Source organism: Kaistella yananensis (genome assembly GCF_026107505.2).
GTDB classification, from domain to species: domain Bacteria; phylum Bacteroidota; class Bacteroidia; order Flavobacteriales; family Weeksellaceae; genus Kaistella; species Kaistella yananensis.
This window is the reverse complement of sequence record NZ_JAPCHZ010000005.1, coordinates 37402-50468: the sequence shown is the minus strand read 5'-3', so window position 1 is coordinate 50468 and position 13067 is coordinate 37402. Positions and strand designations below refer to the sequence as shown.

The 13067-nt window shown below is 42.0% G+C and carries 15 protein-coding genes and 1 tRNA gene; 10 read left to right on the top strand and 6 right to left on the bottom strand.

The window, feature by feature from the left end:
• Positions 1–359: 359 nt before the first annotated feature.
• Genes OK344_RS09475 through arsB form a run of 4 tightly spaced genes read left to right on the top strand, consistent with a single transcriptional unit; the run spans position 360 to position 2935 of the window.
• Positions 360–692, top strand: coding sequence for an ArsR/SmtB family transcription factor (locus OK344_RS09475; protein ID WP_265144560.1), 333 nt, complete (start codon positions 360–362; stop codon positions 690–692).
• A gap of 26 nt (positions 693–718) precedes the next feature.
• On the top strand, positions 719–1183 hold the full coding sequence (locus OK344_RS09470) for a DUF6428 family protein (RefSeq protein WP_265144559.1): 465 nt from the start codon (positions 719–721) through the stop codon (positions 1181–1183).
• 58 nt (positions 1184–1241) lie between these two features.
• Entirely contained in the window at positions 1242–1871 is a 630-nt protein-coding gene (locus OK344_RS09465; RefSeq protein WP_265144558.1) for an arsenate-mycothiol transferase ArsC, read from the top strand.
• Positions 1871–2935 carry an ACR3 family arsenite efflux transporter gene (gene arsB, locus OK344_RS09460; RefSeq protein WP_265144557.1) on the top strand — a complete coding sequence of 355 codons (1065 nt, stop codon included), beginning with the start codon at positions 1871–1873 and terminating at the stop codon, positions 2933–2935. The genes OK344_RS09465 and arsB overlap by 1 nt, the downstream gene beginning before the upstream one ends.
• An 11-nt stretch (positions 2936–2946) precedes the next feature.
• Here the strand turns inward: arsB and OK344_RS09455 are convergent, their stop codons facing one another.
• Complete coding sequence (locus OK344_RS09455) at positions 2947–3408, bottom strand: Lrp/AsnC family transcriptional regulator (RefSeq protein ID WP_265144556.1); 462 nt, start codon at positions 3406–3408, stop codon at positions 2947–2949.
• Positions 3409–3564: 156 nt separating this feature from the next.
• Here OK344_RS09455 and OK344_RS09450 point away from each other — a divergent pair, with 156 nt between their 5' ends.
• The 3 genes from OK344_RS09450 (at position 3565) to OK344_RS09440 (ending at position 7395) form a co-directional block, all read left to right on the top strand.
• Positions 3565–4767, top strand: a complete 1203-nt coding sequence (locus tag OK344_RS09450; RefSeq protein WP_265144555.1) for an aminotransferase class I/II-fold pyridoxal phosphate-dependent enzyme — start codon at positions 3565–3567, stop codon at positions 4765–4767.
• A 322-nt stretch (positions 4768–5089) separates the two neighbouring features.
• Positions 5090–5647: a tRNA methyl transferase PRC-barrel domain-containing protein gene (locus OK344_RS09445; protein WP_265144554.1), complete on the top strand. Its 558-nt coding sequence runs from the start codon at positions 5090–5092 to the stop codon at positions 5645–5647.
• Between the two features lie 2 nt (positions 5648–5649).
• Positions 5650–7395 carry an endonuclease gene (locus OK344_RS09440; protein WP_265144553.1) on the top strand — a complete coding sequence of 582 codons (1746 nt, stop codon included), beginning with the start codon at positions 5650–5652 and terminating at the stop codon, positions 7393–7395.
• Between the two features lie 129 nt (positions 7396–7524).
• Here OK344_RS09440 and OK344_RS09435 read toward each other — a convergent pair whose 3' ends face one another.
• From OK344_RS09435 to OK344_RS09425, 3 genes are read right to left on the bottom strand one after another with little or no spacing between them, the layout of a single operon-like run.
• A complete protein-coding gene (locus OK344_RS09435; RefSeq protein ID WP_265144552.1) occupies positions 7525–7788 on the bottom strand; it encodes a hypothetical protein in 264 nt (87 codons plus the stop codon).
• Between the two features lie 58 nt (positions 7789–7846).
• The gene (locus OK344_RS09430; RefSeq protein WP_265144551.1) at positions 7847–8605 is read right to left on the bottom strand and encodes an NUMOD4 domain-containing protein; all 759 of its coding nucleotides are present in this window, start codon (positions 8603–8605) and stop codon (positions 7847–7849) included.
• 42 nt (positions 8606–8647) lie between these two features.
• Positions 8648–9631 (bottom strand): hypothetical protein, encoded by a 984-nt coding sequence (locus tag OK344_RS09425; RefSeq protein WP_265144550.1) that lies wholly within the window; start codon positions 9629–9631, stop codon positions 8648–8650.
• A 175-nt stretch (positions 9632–9806) separates the two neighbouring features.
• Between OK344_RS09425 and OK344_RS09420 the strand changes: the two genes are divergently transcribed.
• Complete coding sequence (locus tag OK344_RS09420; protein ID WP_088469040.1) at positions 9807–10484, top strand: DedA family protein; 678 nt, start codon at positions 9807–9809, stop codon at positions 10482–10484.
• A gap of 59 nt (positions 10485–10543) precedes the next feature.
• Here the strand turns inward: OK344_RS09420 and OK344_RS09415 are convergent.
• Positions 10544–10625 (bottom strand) — tRNA-Leu (locus OK344_RS09415).
• A 198-nt stretch (positions 10626–10823) separates the two neighbouring features.
• Here OK344_RS09415 and OK344_RS09410 point away from each other — a divergent pair.
• Positions 10824–11537 (top strand): 3-ketoacyl-ACP reductase, encoded by a 714-nt coding sequence (locus OK344_RS09410; protein WP_265144549.1) that lies wholly within the window; start codon positions 10824–10826, stop codon positions 11535–11537.
• A gap of 308 nt (positions 11538–11845) precedes the next feature.
• Complete coding sequence (locus tag OK344_RS09405) at positions 11846–12385, top strand: hypothetical protein (RefSeq protein ID WP_265144548.1); 540 nt, start codon at positions 11846–11848, stop codon at positions 12383–12385.
• Between the two features lie 72 nt (positions 12386–12457).
• Here the strand turns inward: OK344_RS09405 and OK344_RS09400 are convergent, their stop codons facing one another.
• The gene (locus OK344_RS09400) at positions 12458–12958 is read right to left on the bottom strand and encodes an FKBP-type peptidyl-prolyl cis-trans isomerase (protein ID WP_265144547.1); all 501 of its coding nucleotides are present in this window, start codon (positions 12956–12958) and stop codon (positions 12458–12460) included.
• Positions 12959–13067: the final 109 nt, after the last annotated feature.

Sequence of the window (13067 nt, the reverse complement as noted above, 5' to 3'; positions counted from 1 at the left end):
CGTTTCTGGAAGGATTTCAGAAAGCGGAGGTACAATAATCGTTCTCACAACTTGTGTTTTTAGTGATTGAGTAATTTCCAACCTCGCGTATTCCCTAGAATTTGAACCCTGTAAAGAAAAGATCAGTAAAACACAGGATTGTCTTTGTTATGTTTTATTTATATATTAAAGTTACGAAATTTCATGTGTGATGTAAATTATTTTTTCAACTTATTTATAGACGGATATGAACGGTAATCTTGTTTGAATGTAAATATTTACTGAAGAGTCATATTTAAAGTTTTTAAAAAAATGTATGATGGTATTTATATTTATCGTAATATTGCAATATTAAAACGCGATCAAATAATTCAATCATTATGGGACTCACTAAAACAGAACATTTTACTGATGAACAGAACGAGATGGCTGTACTACTGAAAGCCATGGCTCATCCTGCGAGAATTGCCATTATTGAATATCTGCTCACGACCAACACCTGTATCTGCAATGATATTGTGGATGTTTTGCCGCTCGCACAGCCTACGGTATCGCAACATCTCAGGGAACTGAAAAATGCCGGAATTATACAGGGAAGTATCGACGGGAAAGCCATCAACTACTGTATCAATAAAGAAACGATTAAGAAATTTGATACATTCATCAGTCATATTTTCCACAAGATCGATACGCTAGAAAACAACAAGTGTTAAACTCATCACCATAACATCAAAGAATTATGAAACTTTCAGAAATCAAGAAAATTCTTACCAACCTTCAGGAACTGCATTTTGTATTAGAAAACGGCCAGCAGGTTCCCGACCATTTCCATGTTACCGAAATCGGCCAGATTAACAAAAGATTTATCGACTGTGGCGGCGTCGTTCGGGATGAAAAGGCTATTAATTTCCAACTGTGGTTTTCAACTGATAACGATCACCGTCTGGAAGCCGAAAAACTCAGAAAAATCATTGCCCTTTCCGAAGAAAAACTGGGCCTGGAAGATGTGGAAATTGAAGTGGAATACCAGCAGTCTACCATCGGCAAGTTCGGTCTCGATTTCAATGGAACAGCATTCATTCTTACCACAAAAACAACAACCTGTCTTGCTCAGGATGGCTGTGGAATTCCCCAGAACAAACCGAAAGTACAGTTATCTGAACTTCAGGTTGCAGGCTGTACTCCCGGAGCAGGCTGCTGCTAAGGTTTAAACTCCCTTTAGAGAATATAAAGAGCCTGAGAACCGTATAAAAAATAAAACCATGTTCAGAAACTTAAAAGAAACCATCGATTTAATTGCAAGCATTCCGGTGTCACCTGAAAGAAAGGAAATCCTTCAGCCTCTCGCTGAGTTCATTCAGAAAAAAGCTGATGTCGGAGAAAGAATCAATCTAAACTTCATCTGCACCCACAATTCCCGCAGAAGTCACCTTTCCCAGATCTGGGCACAGGTGATGGCTGAATATTTTAATATTAGAAATGTGTATTGCTATTCCGGCGGAACTGAAGCGACAGCAATGTTTACCAAAGTAGCGGAAACGCTTCAGAAACAGGGCTTTCATATTCAGAAACTTTCCGATAACGGGAATCCGGTGTATGCGGTAAAATATGCAGAAAATGCGCATCCCGTTATCTGCTTCTCCAAAAAGTTTGATGATGCCTTTAATCCTGGCTCCGGTTTTGCCGCGGTGATGACCTGTTCCAATGCCGACGAGGGTTGTCCGTTCATCGCCGGCGCAGAAAAACGGGTGGCAGTAAAATTCGAAGATCCCAAATCCAGCGACGGAACCCAGGAAATGAACCGTGTCTATCTTGAACGAAGTCTGGAAATCGCAGCGGAAATGTATGAAGTGATGAGATCCGTTACTGAAACCTTAAAAAATTCCCGCTAATGTCTGCAAACAACTGCGCACCGCACGAGAGAAAGAAACTTTCTTTCCTCGACCGAAACCTGACGCTCTGGATATTTCTCGCTATGTTTCTGGGAGTGGGAATCGGTTATTTTTATCCGGGTTCTTCCAAGGTCGTCAATTCATTTTCTTACGGCACAACCAATATTCCTTTGGCCATCGGCCTGATTTTAATGATGTATCCGCCGTTTACGAAAGTGCGGTACCGGGAGTTGCCCAAAGTTTTTCAGAATACAAAAATCCTGGGCACTTCACTGCTGCTGAACTGGGTGATAGGACCTGTTTTGATGTTTACTCTGGCCATCATCTTCCTTCACGACAAACCTGAGTACATGACCGGCCTTATCCTGATCGGTCTGGCACGCTGCATTGCCATGGTGATGGTCTGGAACGAACTGGCCGAGGGTAACCGCGAGTACGCCGCCGGACTGGTAGCGATCAACAGTATTTTTCAGGTGATTTTCTACAGCATCTATGCTTTTCTTTTCATTACGGTTTTACCTCCGCTGTTCGGCATCACCGGCTCTGAGGTGGATATCACGATCGTGCAGATTGCCGAAAGTGTGGCCATTTACCTGGGAATTCCTTTCGTTTTGGGATTCTTCACGCGGTATTTTCTGCTGAAAGCAAAAGGTGAAGAATGGTACAATACGGTTTTCGTCCCGAAAGTTTCACCCATCACTTTAATTGCGCTGCTTTTCACCATTGTGCTGATGTTCAGCCTTAAAGGCGAAATGATTGTGCAGATTCCCTTTGATGTGCTGAGGATTGCGCTTCCTTTGGTTATTTACTTCGTCCTGATGTTTCTTGTGAGTTTCTTTCTGGGCAAAAAACTTGGAGCGGACTATTCGAAGAACGCCGCGATTTCGTTTACCGCGGCAGGCAATAATTTTGAACTGGCCATCGCGGTGGCGATTGGGGTATACGGCATCAATTCCGGACAGGCTTTTGCGGGTGTCATCGGTCCATTGGTGGAAGTTCCTGCGCTTATTGCTCTGGTGAATGTGGCCTTTTGGCTGAAACGCAGATGGTATCCGAACAGTTGAGAACACTTTAATTATTCCATATTTACCGCGGTAGTGCTTTTCACTTCCTTAATCATAAATGAACTTTGGGTACTGGCGATATGCTGAAGATTCGTGAGTTTCGTCACCATGAAATCCCGGTATTCCTGAATGTCGCGCACCGTGATTTTAAGGATGTAATCGTAATCCCCGCTGACGTGAAAGCATTCCTGAACTTCGGGAAACTGGGTAATTTCTCTTTCGAACTGGGTGATGTATTCTTTCTTATGCTGGCTTAGTTTTACATGGCAAAGAACTAAGAAATCTTTCTGAATAAGTTTTCGGTCAACCAAAGCCACATATTTTTCGATGATTTTCAGTTTTTCGAGTTTTTTTATGCGCTCGAAAACAGCCGTAACGGACAGCTCGAGGTCGGCAGCCAGACTTTTGGTGGTTCTTTTGGAGTCTTCCTGAAGTAAAAGTAGAAGCTGGCGGTCTTTTTTATCGAGGTTCATCGGAAAAATAATTGGTGCTTGTAATATTCTGTACTCAAATATAGAATTAAAATCTATGAAATGTGTAATTGTACACTTTATTTTCGGTTGAATAATTAAATCCTTGTTTTATAATTGGAAAACCGGGAATTTTAAAGAACTTAAATAATCATTATCATGGAACAATTCGATGCAGCAAACAGCATTCAGGACCTTCAGTATTTCGGGGAATTTGGAGGCGTAAATCCTTCAATTTCCGACAGTTCTACCTATACTTTCCTTTCCGCAAAAACCATGTTCGATACTTTCGAAGGCAATGCAGAAGGCTGTTATCTTTATTCACGGCACTCTTCGCCCAGCAACCTTTACCTTTCCGAAGCTCTTGCAAAGATGGAAGGAACAGAAAACGCCAACGTTACCGCCTCCGGAATGGGTGCGATTACATCAGTATTGTTGCAGCTCTGCAAATCCGGCGACCATATTGTATCGAGCAGAACAATTTACGGCGGGACTTATGCTTTTATGAAAAATTTTCTGCCGGGCTTAAAGATCGACACTTCTTTTGTTGACATCACTGATCTGGCAAAAGTAGAAGACGCCATCAATGAACATACAAAATTGCTTTACTGTGAAACCGTGAGCAATCCACTTCTTGAAATCGCCGATCTGAAAGGCCTTTCTGAACTGGCAAAAAAGCATGACCTGAAGTTGGTAGTTGATAATACCTTTTCTCCGCTTACCGTTTCACCGAAGTTTTTGGGTGCTGATGTCACCATACACAGCCTTACCAAATTCATCAATGGCAGCAGTGATGCCGTGGGTGGAGTGGTATGCGCCAGTTCAGCATTCATCAATGACCTCAAGAATGTAAACAATGGGGCATGCATGCTTTTGGGACCTACCATGGACAGTCTGCGGGCAGCAAGTATTCTGAAAAACCTCAGAACGCTTCATCTGCGTATGAAAAAACACAGTGAAAATGCCCAGTATCTGGCAGAACGGTGGGAAAAAGACGGCCTCAATGTAAAATATCCGGGCCTGAAAAGCCACCCTCAACATGAACTTTTTACCGGGATGATGCATCCGGAGTACGGCTATGGGGGCCTTATTGCGCTAGACGTGAAAACCGTGGAGAAAGCCAATGAACTCATGGAGATGATGCAGCATGAAAACCTGGGCTATCTTGCGGTAAGCTTGGGCTTTTACAAAACCCTGTTTTCTGCCTCAGGTACTTCCACTTCTTCGGAAATTCCGGAAGATGAACAGAAGGAAATGGGACTTTCGCCGGGCTTAATCCGTTTTTCTATCGGTCTGGATCATGATATTGAAAGAACCTACCATAAAATGCGGGAGTGCATGGTAAGAACAGGTGTTCTTTAACTATTTTTAAAATATATCGTAAAAAGCTTCCTTAAGGAGGCTTTTTTGTTGATTTACTGTATTGGAATCTGTCGGTTTTGATGCTCAAAAATCTGGAGATGAGGCTCCTGTGATATTATTCATAATAAAGAAGTTTACTGTCTCTTTAATGTATGTCTTTGAAAATAAATAGGTTGTGTTGAAAGCGGTTAATTGTTTTTTTTACCGGATTAAAAAAATATATAATAATGATTTCCATCACTTGCCAGTTCGTTTTTAATCAGTAGATTAGCTGCCCCTTTATCGGGAACTGAGCACCAGCATTTTTACTGTGCAGAAAATAATGAGTACAAAAGGACAGCTTGTCGAAATTCCCGAACATTCTCCGCTTTATCGCAGAAAAAAACCACTTTTCCCATCAAAGGAAGAGGAACTCCGTTGGGAATCACAGGTGCCTCATTATTCCTTATTCGATGGCTTTCTTGTAGGGGATCATTCGGGAACGGAACATTATAAACTGGGCCAGCGAAAAGGCATCAATGTCGGCGGAAAGAAGGTGCCACTGTACGTCATTGCCATCGACCACACTGAAAACCGAGTTTTTGTAGGAGGAGGCAAAGACCATCCGGCACTTTGGAGGAAAGTTTTGGTATTTAATCCTGAACAGCTTGAAGGAATGCATGGATTTAAATTCCCTCAGGAAAAATTAGAAAACGGGATTCCTGTCGCTGTAGAAGCGCATTCTTTGGAAAATCCGGCCCAAGCCATACTCTATGTTTTCGGCTCTGAAGTCTTCCTGGAAGCTGAAAATCAGTTTCCGCTCACTTTGCTGGACGAAAACTTAATTCTTCGTGACGAACAGCAAATCATCGCAATTTTAAAAATCAAAAATATCAACTGATTATGAAACTAAGATTATCTTTTTTAGTAAGTATTTTTTCGTTCTTACTTTATGCGCAAAGCGCACCCAGCTACTATGCAGGGGTGAATTTCAACAAAACCGGCAATGGTCTGAAAAGCGAACTGGCCTCTTTAATCACAGCGACGCATACCAAAGTGATTTCTTACAGTGAGCTGCAGACCCTCATGAAAACAAGTGACGCAGATCCTGATAAGCCGGGAAACCTCCTGTTAATCTACGGATCACAGGCATCAGGAACCCACCAGAGAAGCCGGCCTGTAGGCGGAACCTGGAACCGTGAACACGTGTACGCCAAATCTAAAGGAACACCGAATTTAGGAACTTCAGGTCCAGGAGCCGACGGACATCACCTGCGTCCTGCAGACAATACGTTGAACAGTACTAGAGGAAGCCTTCTTTTTGATGACGGTACCGGCGCAACAGCCTATAAAACGAGCCGTGGTGGCTGGTATCCCGGAGAAGAATGGAAAGGCGATGTTGCCAGAATCCTGATGTATATGTACGTAAGATACAACACCAGATGTCTGCCTTTGAATATTACCATGACGCCCAATACGTATTCGCAGGACTTTCCGGATATTCTCCTGAAATGGAATGTTGAAGATCCTGTATCCGCATTTGAAATCCAGAGAAATAACGTGGTTGCTCAAACCCAGAAAAACAGAAACCCCTTCATCGACAATCCTTACCTGGCCACTGTAATCTGGGGCGGACCTGCAGCACAGAACAACTGGCCCGATACTTTCAGTGGCGGAACAGCCGGAGATACCGAAGCACCAAGTATTCCAATGAATCTTGCAGTAACGGCAACGACTTCTTCTACGGTTTCACTCACCTGGTCTGCATCTACAGATAACGTATCGGTGAGCAGCTATGACGTATATATGAACGGCGCGCTTAAAGCAAATGTATTCGGTACTTCAGCTACAGTTTCAGGACTCAATCCTTCTACAGCCTACACTTTCCATATTGTGGCTAAAGACAATTCAGGAAACGTTTCAGGTAACAGTGCAGCGGTACAAGCAACTACACAGCCCGCCAGTACCGGAGAAGGAACTTCCTGCGGAACTGAGGATTTCGAAAACATTCCTGCGGTATCTTCATCTTATGATGACAGAACCTGGTCGAATAAAGGAATTGTATGGACCGCAACCAAGGCAAGAACTGATGCTCAGATCTATATTGACGGTACAAGCAGAGCAATCTGTTTGAGAAAGGGATCATTAAAATCTTCTCTGATTTCAGGTGGAATAGGCACTTTAACGGTGAAAACGTTTCTTCCGTTCAGTGATTCCAACGGGAATTATACTTTGAAAATCAATGGAGTGGTAAAAGGACAGATTCCTTACTCAAAAAATGCTGCAACGATAACCATTGAAAACATTAATGTAAGCGGAGATTTTACCATTGAACTGATTGATGAAACCACCAGCAACCGCGTTTCTTTTGATAACCTTGCCTGGACCTGTTATGCACCAATGTCGGCAAACGATACGGCACTGATCAACCAAAAACTAACAGTATATCCTAATCCTGTAAGAAACGGTGAATTCTTTATCAACGGAATTGATAAAAAAGAAACGCTAAAGATTTATTCTGTTACCGGGCAGTTGCTGAAATCATTCGAAAACGTAGGAAACAACGAAAAAGTAAATGTGCAGTCGCTCGCGAAAGGGGTATATTTTATTACCACAAAAACCCAGTCGGCTAAGATTATCGTAGAGTAATTTATAGCAGACGATTATACAATCGGAAAAACCGGAGGATCATTCTTCCGGTTTTTTTATGACTGAAGTTCTTTCGGTAAGAGATTTTAAACAAAAGTTATACATCACGCTCTTACTTAGTCCACTTTTTTACATCCTGGACGGTTCGCTGTGAAAGGTTTTTACAAAGGCACAGCGTTCAACGAAACCGGCCGCTATATCTCGACCTGGATTTTCGAGCACGGCGTTTGGAAGATGGTCAGCGATCACACCAGCCAGATAAAGTACAAAGCTGTTAATTAAAAGCGTCAGAAGTTTTTTTAATTCTAACAACGCTGTGCCAGCCATACAGGCTGCTATGCTGTGCAAAAAAGAATCATGCTGAAGATAACCTATATAAATTTTGTTTCTCACATGATGCGCTTCCCGATGAGGGAGGGATTATTCTAAGTTTTGTAATAATCAAACCTATCTAATCAGGAATCTTAATGCTGGACCAGTTTTCGCCTGATTTAATTCGCCACACCTGCATTTCTGAAATACCAAACTGCTTGGCAATCTGTTTGGCGGGTTTTTTCCGGCGCAGCTGCAGTTTTATATGAATGACCTGCGAAGAGGTGAGTTTCATTCCTTTTGTACGGGGTTTTTGTTTGTATTTGCGCCATTTTTTCTCGGCAATCACTTTGGGATTTTTGCTCTGGTGGAGCGAATGTTCTTCCTGATTCATCCATTTCAGGTTGGTAACATTGTTGTTGAGTTTGTCGTAATCCATATGGGCGACAATGGTTTGGTCGGGTTGCGGAGCAGGCAGAAAATAAGCAGCCACCAGTCTGTGAATCATAAAATGATGGTTAATGGTTCGCTTTTTCAGGTTGCGCTCCAGTTTTTTGCTTAGCTGGCTTTTCTTTTTTTCGATAAGTTGCGTAAGCTTTTCGGTTTCGGAAACGTTGTTTTTCTTTATGGTTTCTCTCCGCTTCGCATATAGTTCAGAAATTTCTTTTTTCAGAACATCGAATTGCTGTTCCTCTTTTTCGGCTCTGGGTTTATAAAGTTTTAACCGGATTACCTTAAATCCTTCAGTCAAAGAGCCGTTAAGTATACGTCCATCAGAAACTTTATTAAAACTTCTTACGTTACCGCGGTTTGAAACCTCAAATCTTGTCTTATTGGTAAATTCGAAGTCAAATTCTACCGTTTTCCATTCTTCTTTTAAAATTTTAGATCTGATCATGTTACTGTTCAAAAAGGTTGAATATTATAAAGGTCCGCATATTTACCAGGGCAGTGAGATTGATTCCGGATCAATAAATTCCTGAGTGTAAGGATTCTCCAGAAAACTCAGAAACGGCTTTTGGAATTTAATGATATCTTCTTTCTGTATGGCATAAACCTGCCAGTAATTCGCGAGCAGCTGGGCAAACATATCCTGATCCCAAAAACCAAAAAGTGGGCGCTGGGCATTGGCTACCATTGGTATACCTTCAATGGTAATTTGATTTCCGTGGTTTTCAATCAAGTATTCCGGTTTGTACTGTAAGATATAATCGGAATAATGAAAGCGTGCATACAGTTCCTCGAACTGAACGGGATGCAGGATGTGGCCCTTCATTTTAGTCAGAAGTTCCTGTTCCTTTTCCGCAATCGCGCCATTGTCCTGAAGACATGCAATATACCCGAAACCGTTGACCCCGAAGGAGAACAGCAGGTTAATCGCATCATCACGGTAACTGATGATATCTGCCGAATATTTGAGCGGAAAGACGATGATGCTCCATGGTTTTTTTCCGATAAAAGAAACAGGTTCTATAAGCGACTGGAGCATGAGATGAAAGTTCCCAAACCGCTCGCGTAACATCGGAGAAAGATCGAAGTTTCTGCCCTGTTTAAGGATTCTGTTGCTCTCGTACTGCATTTCGTAATACAGCAGACCATAAACCATTCTTCCGGTCCAGAGAAAGAGCAACTGATCATCAAGAGCCGCTATACCTTCATATCCCTTGTCATAAGCTTCCTTAATCTTTACATCGAGTTCCTCAAATGCTTTTTTCACACGGGGTGCACACGGCAGCTGAAGGTCGGCATAGACATACGTTTTGGATTTATCCATCATCTCAATCCTGTCGGTATCAAATTTAAAATGCTCCATGAGCCACATAGGGAAAACCGTCATTTTTTCGGTGGTTAGTTCGCCCGTAAGAAAGCAAAACTGCTCCCCGAATATTAAATCTTCAAAAGGATTGAAAAGCTTTAGTGCCATAAAAAGTATGCGTCTTGATTTGTAAACTCAGTGCAAAGATAAAGATTATCGGTGATTTCATTTTCTATCATTCGTTTTCATTCGCGGCTTTTTATATTTTACATTAAAATTGTTCACAGATTTCGGTTTCAGGATAGTTTGGTGTATTTTTGCGGACATTATATTTAAAGCAACTATGGAGTTTATACAAACGGTACTTGATTTCTTTCTAAACCTCGATCAGCACCTTTTCACCATGATCATCGATTATGGAGTGTGGATTTATTTGATTCTCTTTCTCATTATTTTTGTGGAAACCGGTTTAGTCGTAATGCCTTTTCTGCCTGGTGATTCATTGCTTTTCGCCGCTGGAACATTCTGTGCAGGGGTAATCGGTGCATCCGGAGAATCGGCCCATCTTAATCTCTGGCTTGTATTGGGGCTGCTTACGGTGGCAGCGATTCTGGGTGATACCCTGAATTATACCCTGGGGAAAAACATCGGTTTAAAAATGCTGAACTGGAAGATCGGCGAAAAACAGCTTGTGAATCCGAAATACATTGCTCAGACTCAGGAATTCTACGAAAAGAACGGTCCCAAAACCATAATTATCGCAAGATTTGTCCCTATTGTAAGGACTTTTGCACCGTTTGTGGCAGGTATTGGAACTATGAATTACAACACGTTTATTAAGTACAATATCATTGGTGCTGTGGTTTGGGTTTTCGGTTTAACCCTTCTGGGATATTTTTTCGGAAATATGCCGATTGTTCAGGAGAACTTCGAAACGGTAATCTTCGGCATCATCGGAATTTCTATTCTGCCCATGGTTTGGGAATTCATCAGTGCTAAATTTTTGAAGAAAAAAGCTTAGCAATCTTTAAGAAAAAAACCATATAAAAAAGCCTTCAGGAAAAAAGAAGGCTTTTTCTGTGCCCGGAACAGGACTCGAACCTGCAAGCTTGTGGGCACTCGCACCTGAAACGAGCGTGTCTACCAATTTCACCATCCGGGCAGTGAGGTGCAAATATACAAATTCAGGTTTTATATCCTATAAGTCTGTAGTTATTTTTTCAATTGAACTCCAGTGTAAAATAGAACGGCGATTCATTTTATTAATGCCGGGAATCAATTTAAAATAATAACGATAGATGAGCTTAATTGGAAGCAGAAGCACAAATCCTTAGATTTGTGGCGCATTAAAAATAGTAATATGAATTTAAAAGGAAAAAATGCCATCGTAACCGGTGGAGGCAGAGGTCTTGGTAAAGCGGTCGCGGTCGCTTTGGCAAAAGAAGGAGTAAATATTGGCCTGACAGGAAGAAATGAAGAACATCTTAAAAATACCGCTGAAGAATTAAAAGCCCTCGGCGTGAAGGCTTCTTATTCCGTTTTCAGTATTGATGATGAAACAGCAGTACAGGCGGGAATCGCGACTTTAGCTAATGAACTTGGCGGAATAGATATCCTGATCAACAATGCTGGAGTTGGTGATTTCGGATTGATTGCTGACATGCCCTCCGAAACCTGGGAACACGTCATCAAAACCAATCTTTTCGGGGTTTATTATGCAGCAAAAGCGGTGTATCCGTTCCTGAAGGAGCGTGGAATGGGCGATATTGTAAACGTTGCATCCACCGCAGGTCTGAAAGGCGGACCGAATATGTCGGCGTATGCTGCATCGAAAGCGGCTGTAGTTACCCTTTCGCAGTCGATGATGGCAGAGTGGAGAAAAGAAAACATCCGTGTGATTACCTTAACCCCAAGCACGATTGCCTCGGATATGTCCATACAGGGTGGGCTGACCGACGGAAATCCGAATAAAGTGCTGCAACCTGAAGATTTCGCAGAATGGGTTCGCGATATTCTGAAAATGAACAGAAGAGCCATGATTGCCAGTGCGTCGATCTTCTCTACCAATCCTTAATGGGACAATGATTTTAACCCAATTTTTAAACCGTGCTGCAGCAAAACGCCAGCGCGGTTTTTTTTGGTTGTTAATTTTTTTTATGGATCACATTCGTCAGGTCATGATAAAAACTTTCGTAGTCGATATAGTTTTTCTACTTGTAAATCTGTCATCTACAGTGTTTTTAAAATTGTATTAAAGTTAGTAAAATAAGCACAGATTTTATCTTAAAGGGGATGTTAAACAATGTTAAACCGCCTGTCGGTGGCATTGATATTGAATTTAATCAAAAACCTTAAACAAAATATTAACTTAAATTTACTATTATGGAAAATTCACAGTACAAACCAGAATTCAGGAATGATTATGTTTCAAGAGTTTTTAGAACAAGAGAAGAAGCCGACAGGGCTTACGAAGATCTTCATGGAAGAGGATACACTAAAGATGATGTAAACGTAATGATGTCTGACAGTACCCGCGACCGTTATTTCACCAACTCCGACACGCATACAGATCTGGATGATAAAGTGGCCGAAAACGCCGGAAAAGGTTCGTTAATCGGAGGCGGAATCGGAGCCGTTGTAGGTGCAGTAGCCGCGATTGGATCTAATGTACTGCTTCCCGGATTGGGACTGGTAATTGCAGGGCCTCTGGCAGCAGGATTGGCTGGTGCAGGAGCAGGTGCAGCAACCGGAGGTTTAGTAGGCGCTTTAACCGGAACAGGAGTTCCTGAAGATGAAGCGAAAATATACGAAAACGAAATTAAAGATGGCGGAATCTACATGGGTTATAAACCAAAAAATGAAGAAGACGCACGTTACACTTACGAAAGATGGTATAACGACGATACTGAATCGAGATTGTAATATATAGCAGATTATAGATAAAGAAGCACATTGCAAGGCAGTGTGCTTCTTTTTTATTTTAAAAACGGAAGATTAATGTCCAGAGTTTCCGTCGATGCCGTGTGCATGTCCGTGTGCCAGTTCTTCTTCGGTTGCCGGGCGGGTTGCCACCACTTCGATATCAAAGTGAAGGGTTTTCCCGGCCATTGGATGATTAAGGTCTACTGTTACCGCTTCAGGAGAAACTTCCAGAACCACAGCATTGAGGTGGTTTCCTTCAGGATCCTGTAATGGGAGGATCGCACCCACTGGCGGCATTCCAGACTGTTCAAACATTTCTACAGGCAACTGCACCGTAGCGTCTTCCTGTTTTTCACCGTACCCTTCTTCTGCGGTGATGGTAAAAGATTTCTGTTCTCCGGCAGACATTCCCTGAAGTTCTTCTTCAAATTTAGGAAGCATCATTCCCACTCCGTAAAGGAAAGTGAAAGGATTATCGGCATCTGTTTTTTCAATAAAAGATTTTTCCCCGTTCTCTTCCAGGGCGTTTAGCGTGTAATGAACAGCTACTACGTGGTGTTTTTCTATAGTCATAATAATTGAATTGTGAGGAAATCTTCCTCTAATTAAAGTCTGTAAGGCTGGCAGCAAAGGTAAGGTTTTGCAAGAGAATGCATTTACTGATGCCTGATTATTTTAATGC